A 19,545-nucleotide genomic window follows, 5' to 3' on the forward strand; every position below is an offset into this window, starting at 1 on the left:
GGCAATTCGCGTCTTACTCTACCAAACCGGAACGCTCCACGCCTTGAATGAAATACCGTTGAAGGAAGAAATAAACCAGCAGCATCGGTAACAACGCCATGAAAGTAGCGGCCATAACAACTGGTAAGCTGAATACTTCAAAGCTGCTGCCCGTTAACGTATCCAGCGATTGATAGAGTCGAGGCAGCATCATCGGCAAGGTGAATTTCTCTTCCGAGGTGAGGAAGATCGACGGCTCGAAGAAATCATTCCAATGCCATACGAGCGACAGCAGTGTCGTTACGACAATAGCGGGCGGCGTAAGCGGCAATATAATCTTCCAATACACCTTGAAGCTGCCGCATCCATCCACTCGGGCCGCATCCTCGAGCTCCCATGGAAGCCCGCGGAACAGCTGACGGAAGATAAAGATGAACAGTGCGCCACGAAGCCCGCCTGCAAAGAAGGACGGAACAATGAGCGGCAGCACGCTGTCCAGCCAGCCCATTGTTTTGTACTGCATGAACAGAGGAACAATGATCGTTTGCGGCGGAATTATCATGGTGAACATGCACAGGAAGAACAGCAGCTCCCGGCCGGGAAATTTGATGCGGGCAAAGCCGTAAGCAACAAAGGAACAGGCCAACACCTGGCCGACCACGCTCAAGACGGCAATGAGAGCGGAATTATTGAAGTGCGTCATAAATTGCAGACCCTTCATGCCGTAATAGAAATTCTCCCAGGCCAGACTCGTCGGAATCCACTTAATCGTAAAATCCATCAGATCCACCGGATGTTTGAGCGCAGTCGTAACCATATAGATAAATGGATAAAGGAACACGAAGGCCAAATCAATAAGAATGACATAAACGAAGGTGCGATAGATGAGCGAGATCCAGCGGCTCTTGCTCCCGATTCGGCTAACCAAGCTGTGGTTTCGGATCGCCTTTACTTTGCTGCCTACCTCTGTTTGCGCAACAGCAGCAACGCGCTGCTTGGATTTCGGAATGGGAATCGACTTCACGCTGCAATCACCTCCTGTATTATTTTTCCCCTGTGTACACTACAAAGCGCTTGGTAGAAACGAATACGAGAATGAGCAGCACGAAAATAAACATGAAGTAGATCCAGCCCATTCCGGAAGCATACCCCATCTGGATGTCGGTGAAGGCCGTATCTTTGATATAAACCATCATCCTATTGTTAATGTCCGTGAAGGAATCGACGCAGGTATAAACCAAATTAAGCAGAATAATCGGCGTCATCAGCGGCAGGGTGATCTTCCAGAACATCTCCCATTCGGTTGCGCCATCGCATCTTGCCGACTCGTACAGGGATATGGATATGCCTTGAAGACCGGCTAAGAATAGTAGAATTTGCACGCCCGTCTTCCAGAAAATCACGGTGAGCCGGCTTAACATATCAAAGACGATCTGCGAGAAAGTAGGTCCCATATAGAGAAACACTTCATCCGGAACGCCGATTCCGTTGACCAGCGTATCCTTGCCTACCCCGGCATACAGCAGCTGCTGCATGGCCAGACCGGAACCGATCAATACGGGCAGGAAGAATGCGGCTCGGAAGAACGCTCGGCCTTTAATGTTATGATTGAGCAAGATCGCGATAAACAAGGAAAACACGAGAACAAGCGGCGTATTGATGACCGCATCTTGAATGACCGAGATAAACAGCGGAATAAACTGCGTATCGAGCACGAAAGCGCGATTGAAATTGTCCCAGCCCACGGACTCCAGCTCGAAGTTTCCTACGCCGACGACCTCATGAAAGCTAAGCCAAAGGGAATATACCAAGGGATAACACATAAACAAGGCGAAGCCTATTGCCCATGGGGCGATATAAACATAGCCAGCCAGCATCTTCTTCTTCTCTAAACTCATCCTCCGCTCGCTCATGCTTATCCCCCCTTCGGTACGACGATAAAGTCTTTATCCGGCACAAGGTGACCATCGATCTTGACCTCTCGCGGCGAATAATTGACGATTAGTCGGCTACCATCCTCATAAACAACTTCATAGACGTCCTTCTCCAGCTTGCGATGCTCTACCATCGTTTGAGACCATACCGGCTGAAGCTTCTCGCTCATTTCTTTATATTGATCGACCGCTTGATCGACCCAGTTGTGATAGGCTGAACTGAATAAATCGCTGTAATACGTGTCCTTGAGATCCTCGGAATGTTTCTTCGTAAATTGGTAGTAAGGCATATAGCCGTATTCCACCATCTTCAGAAACTGCAGCCGCGGATCGTAAAATAAATTCTGTGCATCGCCCGAGTACGGGATCAGACCATGCACGACCATTTGGTAGAACGGAATCGTTTCATCCGTAAAGAAATAGCCGCTGTCTTCCATCGGAATACTGAACAAACGGGACGAGTGGGGAATGGTATACCCGTTGCCCCCGATTGCGGCGGCTGCGCCAAACTGGTCCACTGATTTACCCATCATCTCCAGCCACTTCGAAGCCGTTCCTTCTCGATTCAGCGGGTAATCCTTATTAAAGTCGTAGTAGTCCGTATAGCCGATACCATCGAAATTAATGCCGGTAATCGCCAATTTGCTGAGCGGATCAAGCACCTTATCTTGAAAACGTTCATTTTGCTTGCCCGCATTCAAGTAGAAGAGCTCGCTATACCGATCCGTGACTGCAAAGTGATTCGCTCCGACAACGACATCGCTGCGTGTAGAGAAGCCGTCGACGCCTTTCCAGGCCATGATGTAATTGTCCTGTAGAAACAGCTGATCGTTATTCGCCTTGGCATACTCGCTTAATTTCTTTAGTCCGCTTGTGCCGCCGATCTTCGAAGATGGTTTATAACCGGATGGGTACTCTAAGTAGCCCTCTCTAGTCCAGCCCAGCAGATTGGCGGAGATGCTGTCTACTCCCCGCTTGGTCAGATCCTCCATGATTTGCTGAGCTTCATCAAAGGATGTCGTAGGAATGAAATGATCGAACAGAATTTGGCCTTCCTTAATGCCCATTAGCAGATCAAGTCCGAACGGAATCGGTTCTCCTTTCTTAATGCGCGGAGCGACCCCTTTCTCATCGATGAGATATTGCCGATACGCGGAAGCCATATGGCTGTAATCCGCTTCCTTGCCGCTGAAGAACACATATCGAATGGTATGATCTTCCCGCAGCAGCTGCTTCTCCGGCTTCTTGGTCAAATTCCCGTCCTTCTTCACCGCTTCATACTCACGCCTATAGACAAGCTCCGAGGATACGCGATTCATATTGATCAAGTAGCCGCTGGGCGAATACAGAATGTTCGCATCGTACTCGCCTTTCGTGATCATGCCGAGAAAAGCATTATCATTCACCTTCAAGCCGAATATAGGCAACAGCGCATTCTGCTGCCGTTGATAGTTATTAAATGAGATCGTATCCGATCCATACACGCTCGCACGATAGGGATTCAAGTAATTCGGATGATTCGACTTAAAGGTCGACAGCGCCCCGGGACCATCCGGGTAAATCGCATAGCCTTGATCATGATCCAGGGCCGCTCCGAAGAACGGAAGCGGCGATATCGCCATCAGCCAATTATTCTCTGCTTCTTGAATGGATTGTCCGGGAACGGTGACTTCTAGGGCGTTCCCTTTCAATTCGAAGATCATATCGAAACTGATCTGTAGTCTTGGCAGCTCGTAATGAACGGATATTCCGTTATCCAGCGCCGTTGTCTTGATCTTCGGCTGCTCGATCACCGAGTTCGTCTCCTGCGTTTCAAGTGCCGGTAAATTCGGATCCGTAAACGTCATATGGAAGATGGACTGGCTGCTTGCGGTCCATAGATCATTGCCTTCCGTTGCTGCGTCCTGAATCGGAACCGCCGATTGCCATGTATAGCCATTACTCTTATCCTTCACCACAATCGCGGAATCGGAAGAACGAAACAGCAGCTCAAGCCGCTCGGTTTCCGCCACTTTCTCGAATTCGGTTGGTGTCTGCTGCTCTGCATCATCACCTGCCGGCGTATCGGCCGCAGCCTCCACTACTTCGTTCTTCGGCTTCATTTCCAGCTGCGCGCGGGCAATGGCACTCTTAAGCGAGGGTAAGGCAAGGATGACCAGAAGCACCACAATGACGGCAACAAATGCTGAATAGATTGTTTTGCGATTCACTATTCTCGTAATCATGGTACCCCCTTAATTCTCCCATAAATATCTGATTTCAATGGAGACTTCACGTGCGAATTGCAGGACATGATTCGTCAGGGAGAAGACGAGACCAACCGTTCCCCAGAAGGTGATAAAAGCAAATATAGACAGCAGGAGGACGCCTACCGATTTCTTAAAGGAATAATCGTTCAGCACCTTCAGCTGGATAAAGATAAGCAGCGCGACCCATAACCAGATGATGAGATTGATGCTGTTATATAGACCCAGCTCGCCTCTTGATAACACCAAGGAAATCGCAGCGAGCGGAATCGCAAATACGATATACGGAATGAGGGCGTAGGACATCGCCGTTAAGATTTGGCTGAAATACGCTTCGCCGTCCATAATCGCCGTAATCAGATAACAAGCGATAACCCCCGATATCAGCGGCACTACGAATCGGATGATTTCCAAGTTCAAATCGGCGTATTCGGGCTGCAGGGACGTAATATGGAAGCTTGTCATATAGATCGTTACGATTCGAACGCATAAGGTGAGCAGAATGAGCACAAATGCCGACATGAGATGCTTCTTCTTCTGAAGCTCTTCAAAGGCATCCACCGGATGGAAGAGGATGGCTACCCCGAGCCGCAGCGAACGCTGACCGGACTGTTTCACAGCTGATGTATTCAATAGCCATACCTCCTTATGACGGTGTTCGTAATGCGAATCATGAACTTCACGATGAGATAAATAGCATAAATAATGAGAACGGCAGCGATGAGAATCCATCCGAGATATTCGCGCATAAAGTCATGCCTGTACTCGGCAAAGGCCTTGGAATACCCATCCTGATCTTCGCCCAGTTTGAATTCCTTCATGGCCTCTTTCCATTTCTCTTCCTTCATCAGCGCTTTGGCCACGCCGCGATGGGCCAACGGGTAATTCTCATCGATCTTCAAAACTTCCTTCCAAGGGATTAACGCCTCTTGATAACGTCCGTTATAATGCAGCTGACTGGCTTCATGGACGAGCTCCGCAAACCGCGTCGGCTTGAACATCTGAATATTGTTCCGATCTCGGTCAAGCACGTAGATGGTGCCTGCTTGATCGACAACGATACTCGAAGGATATTCGAACCTGCTCTTCGCATCGCCTTGACCGCCGAATACGGCCAGCAAGTTCCCCTCTTGATCGTACTGATAGATCTTCCGTGACATGGCATCCAGCGCATTGATAATGCCATACTGATCGATCGCCAGATCGGCGAAATAAGGAAGCTCCAGTGTTCCACTGTCAATCGACGATTCACCGAAGAACTTCTTCGTATAGATGTTCTCCCCCATGGCATTGAACTTCTTAAGCTGATCGGCGCTGCTCAGCACGGTTGGCGCATAGATGAATCCTTTGCTGTCAATGGTCAGATTGGAATTCTGCTGCGGAACCGCATTGTTGAGCTGCTCCCTCTGCTCGGGCGTTGCCAGTACTCGAATAAGGAGCTTCTTCCAATCGAAAGGAACGCGGTTGGCTCCGATATAACCCCGAAACCGGTTCATGGCGTCGATCATCATAAAGCCGCTGTAGTCGGTCTTATTCAGCACGTACAAATAACCGCGCCGATCCATAATGACTTTATCCGGGGCGAATTCCAAATCCTCGCTTAGCAAGGAAGACTCCGGCTTCACGAATTCTTCGACGAGCTTTCCTTCCGGCGACAAATGGATGACCTTGCCGCTGCCTGTGTCCGCCACGAACATATCGCCAAGCGTATCGACGAATATGCCGCTTGGCTGGTCAAGCTCGACACCTTGCTCCTTGCCATAGATACCCAGCACTTTTCCGTCGTTGCTTAATTTCACGATCCGATTGTTATCCGTATCCGCGACATACAACTGCCCCTTCTCGTCGATAAACAAGTCGCTTGGTTTATTTAAGCCAGGCGTGCCTACATCGAGAATGACATTGTCTACCGTGTACGTGAGCGGAATCGGAATTTTGTAGCCATACATCGGATCAAGGGTATACGACATTTGCGGTAATGCATTGGCGGCGGGTAAAGCTCCAAGCAGAACGAGCAGACAACAGCCGATTATGCTCGCTGATATACGTTTGATCATCGTGTCCGCCCCCTAAGATTTGATCCCGGAATGAACCATCGTGTTCATGATAAGCTTCTGAAACAGAAGGAAGATTAAGATCGGCGGAAGCGTAATCAAGAACGTGCCTGCGGCAAGAGCGCCCGAGCGCGCAACAACCCCCGGTCCCCCGGCAAGCGTTTGGATTGCCAGCGGCAGCGTCTTCATCGTTTCGCTTGTCGTAAAGACAAGCGCGGAGAAATAATCATTCCAGTTCCCGATGAAGGTGAAGATGACCAAGGTTGCCCAGGCCGGCTTGCTGACCGCCATAATGACGCGCCAGAAGATCTTCCATTCCGATGCGCCGTCGATATGCGCGGCTTCGATTAACGCATCGGGGATTTGATCGAAGAACTGCTTCATCAGGAAGATATTGAAGGCAACCGCGACCTTCGGGAGTATTAAAGCCCAGTACGTGTTGACTAAACCCAGCTTCGACACGATCAAGTAAGTCGGGATCTGCGTCACCTGCGGCGAGAACATCAGTGCCGACAGAATAACGGCGAAGATGAAGCCCGCCCCCGGCGGCTTGAATTTGGAGAGCACGTAGGCACCCAAGCTGCAAACGAACAAACTCGCCGCTACGATGGTAATCGAAATAAATACACTGTTGAAGATATAACGAGAGAAGGGAACAATTGAGCTGTCCGTTGCGGTCAGCAAGTCATAGAAGCTGCGCATGGTCGGCTTCTGCACGAAAAATCTTGGCGGGTAAAGAAATAGCTCATCCAGCGGCTTGAAGGCGGTTGAAACCATATAAATGATAGGCATGGCCGTAAAACCAACCAACGCGATCATGACTAGGTACAACAGTCCCCGGTTAAAGCGGGCCGCAAATTTCGCATAGTTTACCGTCACGTCCTTTGGCCCCCTTATTGTTCTTTGGATGATAGCAGCTTCATCACGATTCGCCCTAATCCGAAGGTTAGGAAGAACAAGAAGACCGCAATGGAAGATGCATATCCGAGCTCGAACCGAATGAAAGCATAATCAAAGAGATGCGAGATAATGGTATGTCCGGCGTAGTTCGGGCTTGGCATGCCCGCGATGGCCACGGCTATGTCGAATACGCCAAAGGCGGCTACGATGGAATTGACCGCGCCGAACAAGAGCTGCGGTTTCATCAAGGGCAGCGTAATAAACCACAGCTCTTGGAATTTGCTTGATATTCCGTCAATCGAACCCGCTTCATAGAGCTCGGGCGAAACATTCTGCAAGCCTGCAAGGAATACCAGGAAGCCGGTCCCCATGCTCATCCATAACGAAACGATGATGATCACCGGCATGATCGTATCCGGGTCGGTCGTCCACAGGATCGGTTCGCTGATCATTCCCCAGCTGAGCATCCAGTTGTTCAATAATCCGTAACGGTCTCCCGAGAAAATATAGAGCCAGACGATGGATAACGCGATCCCGCTCGTAATCGACGGCACATAGAAAGCGAGCGAGAAGAGCATTTTGGCACGCAGCGTGTTGATTATCCAAGCGAGCAGGAAGGAGAGACAGTAGCTCAGCGGTCCTGCTATGACTGCGAAGATAAACGTATTCTTCAGTGATTTGATGAAGATATCGTCTTCCAAGAACAACACGCTGTAATTCGAGAGACCGACCCACTTCGCCGGTTGAAGCATGTTGTAATAGGTGAAGCTCAGATAGACGGATTGAACGACGGGAACGACCGTAAAGACGATGAACAGAATGAGGAATGGACTCAGAAACAAGTACCCTAGCGCAGCCTTGCGGCCTGCCTGGGATAATTTGAATCGGCTTATCTTCTGTGATTTCAGCTGAAGCGGATTATTCACTTCTACACTGCTTTGCATACCGCTCCTCCTCGTGCCCTCACAATTAATCCGGCGTGAACCCGAACTCTTTTTGTTTGGCTCTAAGCTCTTTGTTAATATCCTTGACTCCCTGCTCCAGCGACTCTCTTATATTCATCCCGCCCAGAACGACACGGTTCCAAGCATTATCGATGTTCCGAGGCGTAAAATATCCGCCAAGCACATACGGCTGTTCCTTGTAATACTTCAACTGCTCCGTCAAAGCCTTCAAGTCATCTTCCGGCCAAGGCAGCTGCGAGAAGGCTTCCATATTGGCCGTATTCCAGCGGGCCTCGACGCCAAGCAACGCTTCCAGCTCTTGCGCGAATTGCACCTGACTGTCCTTGCTCGTCCACCACTTCAGAAACTCCCAAGCTTCCTTCTGATGCTTGGATTGCTTGAAGATAGCTATGGATTGCGCAACCCCTCCGCTCGTACGATCAATCTTGCCTTCTTGATTGATATGCCCCGGCGAAGGCGCTACGCCCCAGCGGCCAATCAGCTCAGGCGCTGCCGTAGAGAGCAGTACGTAGGTCAAATAGTCGCTAATCCCAATCGGCATTTCTCCTGTACGGAACCGGTTGAAGAAGTTCGCGGCAACCGGAAATTTATAATTGGTGTACAGCTCCGTCCATTCCGTAAAGGCTTGAAAGGCTTCCGGAGAATCAAGCGCCGACTTCGCTCCGCTCTCTTGATAGAATTCTCCTCCGTTCTGATAGAGGAACGGCATGAAGCCGAGCGATGAAATCGGATAATACATCTGCATGCCGTTCTGCTGCAGGATCGGCAGCATGGCATACGTGTCTTCCCATGTTTGCGGGACCTTCACGCCTAGCTCCTTCAAGATATCCTTGCGATACACCAATACGTTGAAATCCTGCGTTTCCGGCAGCGCATAATTCCCGCCGTTATAGCCGAACGGAATCAGCGAGCCCGGCAGAAACCGTTTGCTGACTTCCTCGTAATCCGGAAACTGGGCTAAATCAACGGCAGCATCCCTAATCGCAAACTCGACGGGCAAATGGGAGTCCACTCCGGTTGCGACATCCGGTGCTTTACCGGAACTGGCCGCGAGCAGCAGCGTATTGACGGAACCCGAGTTGAGCTGTCCGGCCGGGAGCGTGTTCACGTTGATCCGTATCCCGGTCTTTGGCGTGAACTCTTCCTCCGCCATTTCCTTCATGATCTCCGCCCACTCTTTGCCCCGAGACACCCATACTTCGAGTACCGGACCTGTTTCATGTGCCGGTTGGTCCTTGTCGTAGACGCTGCCAACGCCGGTGTAGTCCTTCGTAAAAGAGGCGATGAAATTCTTCAGCGTACTGACGGACTTTTGAAAGAAATTCGATTTCACCTTCGGATACTTCGTATCCGGGGAGCTGACCAACAGGTAATCCAGCACGAGCGGGACATTCTGCAAGCCCATCAGCAGCGTGCTTAAGTTGGTCTGGCTGTTGCTGAGCTCCGAGATTTGCCTTGGAATCGAATCGGGATTGTGGATCATTTTCTCGAAGGTATGATTCATCATGCGAAGACTGTTTACCGTACTCGGTTCCTTCTCCGATATGGCATTCAGTGCATCCATTTGGACTAGCAAATCATCGGCAATGATCTTCAAATCATCAATAAGCTTAGGAATCTTCTTCCCCAGCTCGTATTCGAAGTTGGGATCCGGTGTCGGTCCGGTGACCATAATAATTCGCCTGTATAGATCGGACAGCTTCTGCGTATCCGCCGTTAAGTTCTCGACAATGGACTGATAAGGCCCGACAACCGCAACCATCGTGAGGGTATGCTCGCCTGCGGTTAGATGCATGAGCAGCGGCTGCGCATCTCCGTCTTCCTTGTCTTTGTGAAGGGTTTCAATTCGCCAGTTTCGGGAGTAGGAGAACGGATACTCAGCCAGCTCTTGAAACGGAACCTTCCCATCTATGAGAATTTGGCGATAAGACGGTAACCCATCGCCCCACCATTGTCCGAATTTCATGCCAATCTTATATAATCCATCCTTCGGGACCGAGAACGTCCATGAAGCCCTCTGTCCGCCTTTTCTCCAGCGCCAGTCGCCGAATGCATTCAGTAGTTTCGTTCCGTCTCCTGCCGGTTCCATTAAGGGGTCGCCATTGGATTCTCGGCGAATCGTCGGATCGGATTTCATCGGATTGTTCTCCGCTTGCACTTTCACGTTCACTTGCCGTACCGGCTCGAAGCCTTGTGATTCGTAGCCCTTCTCGATTTCGCCATAACCGGGCAATTGCTCCGGGGACTTCACTCGTATTTCATCCAGCGCCATCGCTTCAACCAAATAATTCATGCGAATAACATGCTTGCCTGCACCGAAGTAAAACTGAAAGGGCTCTGAGTACAGACCGTTTCCGTCCGTGATCGCGGTTTCCATCCAGATCGGCTTCTCGATTTGTTTCGGCCGAACGTCGTCACCTTGATTGTTCTGAAGCGGCTTGCCTTCATCCATCCAGTTACGGGTGAAATAGATCCGCTGCGCTTCGCGGAAAGGACTCTGCCCGTCAATGAGCAGCTCACGCTGAATCGGCAGCCTCTTCCCGGCTAGCGGATAATAGCTCGCCACGAGGCTGTAAAGCCCGTCCTCCGGAACTTCAATGGTCCACTCCAGCCACTCCGTATCCTTCTCCCATATCAGAGCGGATGAGGTACTCTCGACTGCTTTGGTACTCGGCTTAACGCCTCCGAAGGCTGAATAGTGATCGGCTTTAAGGCTGGCCTCGAAGGATTCGGCGGGCTTATAGCCCTTCTCCTTATACATGCCAAGCGTTTTCCCATAGGTTGGCTTCAGAATATCGTCAACGGACATATCCGTTAAATCCGCTTGCGGAACGCCTTGATTCTGATTGCGATCCCGTAATCGCTCGCTGGCATAAGATTGCAGGTTTTCGCCAAAGGTGACCGAGAAAACAAGAAAGGTGATCGATATAAGCATGACTTTCTTCCAGTTCAAAGCATCAATCCAATGCCATTTCAACAATCCTCACCTCTTTGAATTCAAGTAGGAAGGGGTAGCACTGGCTCCTACCCCTCTCGTTCCTATGTCTCTATTTGGCTGTTAATTTCTTGAGCTCATTATCTACATTCTTCTTCGCTTCATCGAGCAGCTTCTTCGGCTCGCCTTTTCCATTGAGCGCCGCATCCGAAGCCTTGAACGATTCATCCCACAGTTTCTGACCTGCCGGGGTAACAGGACGGGTATGCGCGATTTCCATTAAATCTACAAATACCTTCAACTTTTCTTTTTCCGTAATCTTCAATTCTTCGTTTACTTTCGGCATCGCCGTTATATCGTTGCCGGCATCGGCGCGTTTACCCCAAAGCAGCGTGCCTTCATAACCGGCGATAAATTTAAGGAGCTCCCACGATTCTTTAGGATGTTTAGCTCCCTTAGGCATGACCCACGACCAGCCGCCTGCCCAAGTGGTTTGCGCGTATCCGTCTTCGGAAGGCATCGGAGCGACGCCCCACTCAAAGGTTGGTTTGACCTTGGCGTTACTGGTCAAATCGTTTAAGATCCAGTTGCCGTCGAACACGAAGCCGACTTTACCCGTCCAGAACGGGTTAATTCCCGTTTTGCCCATGACGTCGTTGAACTTGTTGATCTTGGCCATGTCGTATTTCTTCGCATAACCGGCCATCCATTCCAGCGCTTTCACGATTTGCGGATCGTTCGGCGTTAATTCCTCGCCCTTCGCCCATTCTCCGCCAAAGTTCCAGCCCTGCGTATATAAGAAGCCTTGATTCATCCATGGAATAAAGCCGACTTGTTCGTACCCGCTGCTCGTCTTCTTAAAGATCTTCTCCGCTGCCGCATCGAGCTCGCTGATCGTGGTCGGCGGTTTCTCCGGATCAAGGCCCGCCTCTTTCATCAAGGTTTTGTTATAATACATGGCGCGGTTATCCGTGCCGAACGGCATCGCATACAGCTCGCCTTTATAATTCCCTTCGGCCCACACGCTTGGATAATAATCGTCTGCGCTTACATCTGCGTCAATCTCGAGGTAGGGAGTCAAGCTCTCGATCGAGCCTTTGGCCGCCCATGCTCCGGCCATGAAGCGATCCAGCAGCGCCACATCCGGCGGCGTGCCTCCGGCAATCAGCGTCGTTAATTTCTCGATCCCTTGCTCGGCAATGTATTTCACTTTAATATTCGGGTGCAGTTTCTCAAATTCGCTGATTACGATCTTGGTGTAGTCCGTCTGGAACTTGCCACCCCAGCCCCAGAAATCGAGTGTAACTTTCTCACCGCTGTCTTCGCTCGCTGTATTGTCCGGGGTTGCTGTGTTGTCTGGGCTTGCCGTATTGTCTGGACTTGTTGAACTCGATGCGTTATTCGCTTCGGTCGTATTCGTTCCATTCTCGCCATTCGTACCCCCGCAGCCTGTCAATACCAAACTTACCGATAGTGCAGCAATGAAAAACTTAATCATGCCCGGTTTCAAAGCTAGAGCTTCCATACCTTTTCTCCTCCTATTAACTCGTTTTACTGGGTATTCGTCGCTACACGTTCTCAGTGTAAACGCTTTTATTTCTAGTGGTAACGAGACTGCTTTTGCATTTAGTGTACTATTTTGACTTGATATGGTTTTTCTCGTAAAAAAAGAGAGTCTATCTCGTTCGATAGACTCTCTTCTCTATGGTTTATAATGTGTCCGGTGTGGGATGCTCCGTCTTGCTGCGTTCCTCGGACTTCACTTCAATGAGGTGAGCATCGAGTTTCCGCTTCAATTCGTCCAGCAGCGCTTGCGGCTCGCCTTGCAAATTGACAGCCAGCTTCTGCACCCGGTACAGCTCGTCCCACATATATCCGCCTATCGGCGACACCGGACGAATATAAGCATGGTCAAGAAGGTTCACGAATACCTCTAAGTTCTTCTTCTTATCCAAGCCCAGCTGCTTATTCACTTCCGGAATACTGCTCAAATCATAGGTTTCGCCGCGGCCTGCCCAGAGATACGAGCCTTCGATCCCCGCCGCATATTTAATAAATCGCCAGGCTTCTTCTTTATGCTTCGCGCCTTTGGGCATGGCGAACGACCAGCCCCCTGCCCAAGTTACCGATTGACCGCTTTCTTGGGTAGGCATAGGCGCAATTCCCCAATCGAAACTCACGTCATTGATATCATTCAACAGCCAATTCCCTTCATAAATAAATCCGACCTTCCCGGAAGCGAATGGGTTTACCCCGGCCTGCCTGATCGTATCCGAGAAGCTTGCCAGCTTCTTAGGGTCATACTTCTTCGCATAACTCTGCATCCATTCCAGCGCCTGGACGTTCTCCGGATTGTTAGGTGTCAGTTCTCCATGGTTCTCCCATTGACCGCCGAAATTCCATCCATTCGCATATAAGAAACCTTGCGCCATCCAAGGGACGAAGCCCACTTGCTCGTAATTGCCCTCCTTATTGAGGTTGAACATTTTCTCAGCCATCGCGTCTAACTCGGCAATCGTGGTTGGCGGCTTATTGGGATCAAGGCCGGCTTCTTCCATCATCGTTTTATTGTAAAGCATCGCACGGCTGTCTACGTTCCATGGCAAGGCAAATGTTTTATTGTTATATTGCGTTTCCGGCCAAATATTCGGATAGTAGAGGCTAGCCATACCGTCATGAGTCACATCGCTCGACAAGTCCTCTAATGCCCCCATCGATGCCCATTCGCTGATTAGGAAGCGATCAATCATAGCGACATCCGGTGCCCTGCCTCCCGCGATTGCCGTTAAGAGTTTATCTGAAGCCTGCGAATTATCGGAATTCTCGACAAATCTCATTTTGACTTTAATATCGGGGTTTGCTCTCTCGAAAGGTACGACGACCGTATCGTGAAACTCTTTCTGAAATCCCCCTCCCCACGGGAACCAGAAGCTTATCGTTACAGGACTGCTGCCATGCTTCGCCGTGCTCTTGGAATCCTGCTGCAAATCAGTCAAGTCTGTGCTGGCTTCCGAACTCGAACGGGTCCCTTTGATAAATAAGGCACCCGATAACATGATGATGATGATCATGAGGACAAGCATGAACGAAACAAGCTTTTTATTGCTTAAAAGCATTTTCATCGTGACCTACATCCTCTCTTACATTCTCGCGAAATCAGTTGCTTCTACTGCCCTATTGCGTCAGGCGCTCAGCCGGCATGCTTGCTTTGATTTCTCTGTGTAAGCGGGATCGTCATCGTGACTTCGGTGCCAGCGCCATGTTTGCTTTGAATCTCGATTCCATATTGAGTGCCGTAAGCGATATGGATTTGCGAATTAATATTCCGCAGGGCAAAATTATCGTATTCCTCAGGCCCTTTGCCGCCTAGGATAAGCTGCAGATCGGAGAGCTTGTCTGCCGCAATGCCCGCACCATCATCCGTTACCTTAAACTTCAAACAGTCGGCTTCGTGGATAAAAGCTACATCTAGCCGGCCTTTGCCTGACTTTTTCTCCAGACCATGATAAATCGCGTTCTCGACAAGCGGTTGGAAAATATACTTCAATACCGTATACTGCTCGAGCGAATGATCGACATGCAAATGAAGCGAAAACTTATCCTGGTAACGAATCTTCTGAATCATGATGTAGCTGTCAAGCAGTTGTATGACCTCGCTGACGGCAACCTCGTCCCTGCCTTCATTCAAGCTTACCCGCAAATATTTAGACAGCCCGAATATCATCGTACTGATGTCGTCAACCTTGTGAATACGGGCAATCCAATGAATCGAATCCAAGGTATTGTATAGAAAATGGGCATTGATCTGAGAGCCCAGCATCTTGAGCTGAAGCCCCTGTTCAAGCAGCTTCTGCACGTATAGCTCGTTAATCAACTCCTTGATACGAGCGACCATTCGGTTGAAATGACTGAACAGATAACCAAATTCATCCTCGCGCTTGTCTTCGATGCGAGCGTTAAAGTCGCCATTCTCAGCCTTGCGCATGGCTCGAATCATCTTCTGAAGCGGTCGATGGACCGTTGAGGCAATAAAGATCGCAAGCAGTATGCCGATGAAGGCGAAAGCCAGTCCAAGAGAGAGGATGTACCACCGCAGACTGCCTGCTTCCTTCATTAAATCAGCGCCCGGAAGCATACCGACCAGCGTCCAATTACTCGTTTCCAACCGGTTGTAGACAACCAGCATCTGTTCCCCATCCACCCTAGTGCTTACTATTCCCTGACTCTCTTTACCTAGCGGAACACCAAGCTTACTGGACAGACGTACCCCATCCTTATCGCCGATAATCTGCCCTTCATCATCAACGATGACATTCATGCCTGATCCGTTGTAGTCGATTTCCGACAGAATCTCGATGATCTCCGTTGGATCGACTTCATAGACCAGCACGCCAATAATTTCTCCGCGGGTCGTAAAGTTTTTCTCCGCACGGCCAAAGCTGAATACCAAATTGGTGTCTCCGCCTCTAATGAGCGACGGTCGAATGCCAAAATATACGACCTCGCCGTCAGCCTTCCGAATCTGCTTATACCAGGATTCCTGCATAAATTCATTAGCGTAAGCGTTATAGGCGGGAAATGACGTCTTAGGCGAATAATGGAAGGAGAAACCTTCCTCGCCCAGCAGATAGATATCATTGATGTCATTTCTTGAATTTACCAAATTTGACAAGAAAGCTGTATTCGCATCATTATTCTGTATTTCCTCTGTCTCATTGGCGAACTTTCCAATCAGCTGTTTCTGAATCTCCTCGTTGCCAACGACCTGAAGGGAACGATCCTCATAACCTTCCAAGAGAATATCGATCCGCTTGCTCATCTGCTGCACATTCTGAAGAGCCATGCCTCCGATTTTGTTCTCCATCAGCTCAGCGGATTTATCATAGAAGAGATAGCCCATGACCGTAATAATAATCAGCATGCTGGCTACAAAAAGGACAAATACTTTCATACCGACAGTAGGGAGCTTCAGCTTTCCGATAAGTGACGACATGATGGTATCCCTCTCTTCTTATGTGCCGTAGTTTCGAAATTGGGCAGGGGTGATCCCTTCCGATTCCTTAAAGGTTTTGACAAAATGCCGAAAGTCTCTGTACCCTACAGATTCCGCAACCTCATAGATCTTAAGCGGCGTCTGCTCGAGCAGTTCTTTCGCTTTCGCAACTCGAATGCGAATAAGATAGCGGCTCAGCGTCTCCCCAACCTCAGCATGGAATACCCTGCTAAAGTAGGAAGGATTCATATAGATCGTTTCTGCTACTTTATTGAGGCTGATGCCATGATGATAGTTATCGTGAATGTAGCGCAGGGCGATTTCGATCGTACTTCGCTGTCCGGACCCGGCAGCAGCTCGATCTTTCTTCAGAAAAGCACTTATTATTGCGTTCTTCCAATTACCCAGCGTACAGCGGTAAAGCTCAAGCTTCTGTTGATGAGTAACAATGTAGGCTTCTGAATGCTCTCTCACCAAGCACAGCTCTTTCCACTTGGATAGAAGGGTCCCCAGATACATATTCATCTCACATCGAACGGCAAGCGCGGAAGTCTGTTTAACAAGCTCTTCAATAAGCTCCGTCTGCTGGTCAAGCAGATCGGTTAGTTTTCCTTCATCCATCAGCTTGATGGCATGAAGAACTCGATTCATCCACGCCATGTCGAGTGCATCGGCTTTCATCGCAGTGGAGGGTATGCCCGCCGTGAACATAACCGTTTCTTTTCCTTTACAGGCTCCAACAGTTGCATCTGCCGGGCCATACACAAGACCAGGGCCGTTCAATACATATCCCGCACTGTTTGTAAGCGCTTCCCTAAAAGCGACTACCAGTCGTTCCCCCTCTGCCATGCTGCTGATGCCGATGCTAATTTGAATGCCCAGCACTTCAAGCGCACCTTCTATAACCCGCTTCGCGCAGCGGTAGACTTCCATAGCAGGATCGGCTGTCTCCATCTCCCACGAGCTAATAAGCGCTGCATCCGCAAATTCATTCTCATGTAAGAGACATGCCACGCACGATATATCTCCTTCTTGAAAGACCTCCTCCATGAGGTTTCCAAGCGCGTATCTGAGTTGCGAGCAGCCTCTCTCGCTTATGTCCCGCTCACCCCAATCATGGACGACTGCAGACAGGACAATGAGTCGATTCGGGTTCAGCTCAATGCGAAGCGCCTCCCACTTCGACAATAATTCCGGACCGGCAATGGGCTGGGTTAAACACATTTCCAAATGCTTCTGCCTAGCGAGGGGCAGACTCTCTCTAACACGACCCGAAAGCTCCTCTAATCGGAGAGCAAGCTCTCTCTTCTTCGTAATTTCGCAGATGCAGCGCTCAATAATCTCCATGAGGACCTTTTCCTCGATGGGCTTGAGGATATAATCGAAGGCTCCCAGCTTCACGGCTTTCTGCGCATATACGAAATCACTGAACCCGCTGATGAAAATAACCTTGATGTCCAAGCCTCTTCGCTCGATTTCTTCTATTAATTCCATTCCGTCCATAGCGGGCATTCTAATATCCGAGATGACGATGTCCGGAACATTCGCATCGATCAGCTTAAGCGCTGCACATCCATCTTCGGCATCGCCTATGAATGTAATGCCATGCGAGCTCCAGTCAATCGTCTGTTTCAATCCTTCACGAATCCAACGTTCATCATCGACTACCATAAGTTTGATCACATTATTTGCCCCCTTCGATCAAGCATCCCGCAGTAAAGCAGACTTTGACTTTCATATTACCGAAGCAGGGGAAGTTAAATAAGGTTGTTATTTTTGGATTTGGTGTATTATTTTTACCTTGCATGAATCCTCCTCATTGTTTCCTGTAATTGAAGAAATCCCCATCGCACAATTATACATTAATCGAGCAAAGAGGCCGTTCTTTGTCGAACAGTTGAAGTGATCTTTAGCGAAAATTAAGCACAAAAAGGGCCAACCCGTATTATAAGGTTGACCTATGTCGTCTTTAGTTCCTTATGCCTCCTTCAGTCCGAAGGTCTGCAGCGGGCCGAAGGTGGTCATCCGCGTTATCAACAAGGCCATCTCTCTGGGAGAAAGCTGCATGCCGTGTTCTAGCCAGTGCTGGATGACACCTAAATTTGCAGCAGCCAAATAAGCAATGATGTACTCACGCGGCATCGCTGCCTCTTCGGACTGAATCAAGGACAGCTTACTATAGATAAGCTTTTCCATTATTCTTCTTATTTGAATGGGATAAGCCGGATCGCCTTTAGGTCCTAAGAGAACTCTGAAAAATACGGCATGCAGGGTAAAGAAATCGAACAGCTTCAGGAAAGCCGGATCAGGCTCGTTACGCGCGGCATATTTCATGAGGTGAATAGGGTCGATCTCATTCACAATTGATAGAATTTCATTAATCATATCCTCTTTGCTCAACTCTAGTAAATCGTATTTATCCCGGTAGTGTAAATAAAAAGTACTCCGATGCAAACCGGCCTGCTGCATCAAATCCCGGATGGTTATCGCTTCTAATCCTTTCTCCTCCAATAAGTCAATTAAGGCATCTCTAAGCATCAGCTTCGTTCTTATTATTCTAGGATCTGTCTTGTCCTGCATGTTCTTCCACCTCAAAGTGAACTAATTTCTCAACTAATGAACTTCCTTAAGCCGTGTGTCGGATAATCGACTTTTAAGCGCATCTTGATCATTGAATTTATCCTCCATCTCATTATAATAAACTGTGTGACGACTAATCAACACAAAGTCGATTAAATGGGAGGGATTGTATATGAGATCGGAGACGACCCGTATGCAATATACGCGAGAATTTTTAGGCCAGCATCCTATTATGTTTCTCATCTCTGTTGTCTTCATTAGCTGTTGCGGGGTCATAGCAACATTGGGCAGTCTCTGGGCTATTCCGGCCATTTGCGTTGGCGCTGTCGTATTTATCTTAATCGAATATACGGCACACCGATTCGTTCTTCATGAGTGTCCACAATTTGCTCCCAAATCCTATAAGGGGCATGTTGCTCATCACGAGACGCCTAACGATGTGAAGCATTTATTCGGACCGGTATCAGTCGATGTGTACGGCTATTTGATTATCCTCGCAGCGGCGTATTTGGTAACGGGATTTGACTGGCATCTGTCGCTAGCCGTCGTATTCGGTACATCCAGCTTTCAGATCTATTATCAATGGCAGCATTATATCGCTCATCGCCCTATCGTACCATTGACTCCTTGGGGGAAATGGATGAAGAAAAGACATCTGCTGCATCATCATATGGATGAGAAAGCGATGTACGGCGTAACGAACCCCGTGATGGATATGGTCTTGAAGACAAATCGGCTAAAGCGTAAAAACCGCAGCCCTCAATTTCCTAAAACGAATAAGGGGGATGCTGCACATGAGCGAAATGACAAGAAAATGGCTTAGTTGGATCGGCATCGCAGTAGCAATTATCGGCTGTTTCTTTGCCACTGCCTGGATGGGCAGCATAGCTGTTATCCTCGGACTCATTTGCATGGCAACCGGTCAAACGCCAGTGCGTTGAAATAGAAGCAATTCCAGT

At 49.2% G+C, this 19,545-nt stretch carries 15 protein-coding genes; 2 read left to right on the forward strand and 13 right to left on the reverse strand.

Annotation, left to right across the window (positions count from 1 at the left end; translation table 11 throughout):
- Positions 1-13: 13 nt before the first annotated feature.
- The 13 genes from AC0YN4_RS18450 to AC0YN4_RS18510 form a co-directional block, all read right to left on the reverse strand.
- A complete protein-coding gene (locus tag AC0YN4_RS18450) occupies positions 14-1,003 on the reverse strand; it encodes a carbohydrate ABC transporter permease (protein ID WP_475836418.1) in 990 nt (329 codons plus the stop codon).
- A 19-nt stretch (positions 1,004-1,022) separates the two neighbouring features.
- Complete coding sequence (locus AC0YN4_RS18455) at positions 1,023-1,892, reverse strand: carbohydrate ABC transporter permease (RefSeq protein ID WP_475784438.1); 870 nt, start codon at positions 1,890-1,892, stop codon at positions 1,023-1,025.
- Between the two features lie 2 nt (positions 1,893-1,894).
- Positions 1,895-4,138 carry a DUF5696 domain-containing protein gene (locus AC0YN4_RS18460; RefSeq protein WP_475784439.1) on the reverse strand — a complete coding sequence of 748 codons (2,244 nt, stop codon included), beginning with the start codon at positions 4,136-4,138 and terminating at the stop codon, positions 1,895-1,897.
- Positions 4,139-4,147: 9 nt separating this feature from the next.
- On the reverse strand, positions 4,148-4,792 hold the full coding sequence (locus AC0YN4_RS18465; RefSeq protein WP_475784440.1) for a Yip1 family protein: 645 nt from the start codon (positions 4,790-4,792) through the stop codon (positions 4,148-4,150).
- On the reverse strand, positions 4,789-6,216 hold the full coding sequence (locus tag AC0YN4_RS18470) for an SMP-30/gluconolactonase/LRE family protein (protein ID WP_475784441.1): 1,428 nt from the start codon (positions 6,214-6,216) through the stop codon (positions 4,789-4,791). Before AC0YN4_RS18470 ends, AC0YN4_RS18465 begins: the two co-directional genes overlap by 4 nt.
- Before the next feature lie 12 nt (positions 6,217-6,228).
- Positions 6,229-7,092, reverse strand: coding sequence for a carbohydrate ABC transporter permease (locus tag AC0YN4_RS18475; protein ID WP_475784442.1), 864 nt, complete (start codon positions 7,090-7,092; stop codon positions 6,229-6,231).
- Between the two features lie 14 nt (positions 7,093-7,106).
- Positions 7,107-8,057 (reverse strand): carbohydrate ABC transporter permease, encoded by a 951-nt coding sequence (locus AC0YN4_RS18480; RefSeq protein ID WP_475784443.1) that lies wholly within the window; start codon positions 8,055-8,057, stop codon positions 7,107-7,109.
- Between the two features lie 25 nt (positions 8,058-8,082).
- A complete protein-coding gene (locus AC0YN4_RS18485) occupies positions 8,083-11,055 on the reverse strand; it encodes an extracellular solute-binding protein (RefSeq protein WP_475784444.1) in 2,973 nt (990 codons plus the stop codon).
- A gap of 70 nt (positions 11,056-11,125) precedes the next feature.
- On the reverse strand, positions 11,126-12,538 hold the full coding sequence (locus AC0YN4_RS18490; RefSeq protein ID WP_475784445.1) for an ABC transporter substrate-binding protein: 1,413 nt from the start codon (positions 12,536-12,538) through the stop codon (positions 11,126-11,128).
- Positions 12,539-12,722: 184 nt separating this feature from the next.
- Positions 12,723-14,135: an ABC transporter substrate-binding protein gene (locus tag AC0YN4_RS18495; RefSeq protein WP_475784446.1), complete on the reverse strand. Its 1,413-nt coding sequence runs from the start codon at positions 14,133-14,135 to the stop codon at positions 12,723-12,725.
- Positions 14,136-14,203: 68 nt separating this feature from the next.
- Positions 14,204-16,006, reverse strand: coding sequence for a cache domain-containing sensor histidine kinase (locus tag AC0YN4_RS18500; protein WP_475784447.1), 1,803 nt, complete (start codon positions 16,004-16,006; stop codon positions 14,204-14,206).
- 18 nt (positions 16,007-16,024) lie between these two features.
- On the reverse strand, positions 16,025-17,689 hold the full coding sequence (locus tag AC0YN4_RS18505) for a response regulator transcription factor (protein WP_475784448.1): 1,665 nt from the start codon (positions 17,687-17,689) through the stop codon (positions 16,025-16,027).
- A 294-nt stretch (positions 17,690-17,983) separates the two neighbouring features.
- A complete protein-coding gene (locus AC0YN4_RS18510) occupies positions 17,984-18,586 on the reverse strand; it encodes a TetR/AcrR family transcriptional regulator (protein ID WP_475784449.1) in 603 nt (200 codons plus the stop codon).
- A 172-nt stretch (positions 18,587-18,758) separates the two neighbouring features.
- Between AC0YN4_RS18510 and AC0YN4_RS18515 the strand changes: the two genes are divergently transcribed.
- On the forward strand, positions 18,759-19,409 hold the full coding sequence (locus tag AC0YN4_RS18515; RefSeq protein WP_475784450.1) for a sterol desaturase family protein: 651 nt from the start codon (positions 18,759-18,761) through the stop codon (positions 19,407-19,409).
- The gene (locus tag AC0YN4_RS18520) at positions 19,381-19,527 is read left to right on the forward strand and encodes a hypothetical protein (RefSeq protein ID WP_475784451.1); all 147 of its coding nucleotides are present in this window, start codon (positions 19,381-19,383) and stop codon (positions 19,525-19,527) included. The genes AC0YN4_RS18515 and AC0YN4_RS18520 overlap by 29 nt, the downstream gene beginning before the upstream one ends.
- Positions 19,528-19,545 lie beyond the last annotated feature (18 nt).

Source organism: Paenibacillus sp. J22R3 (assembly GCF_056269305.1).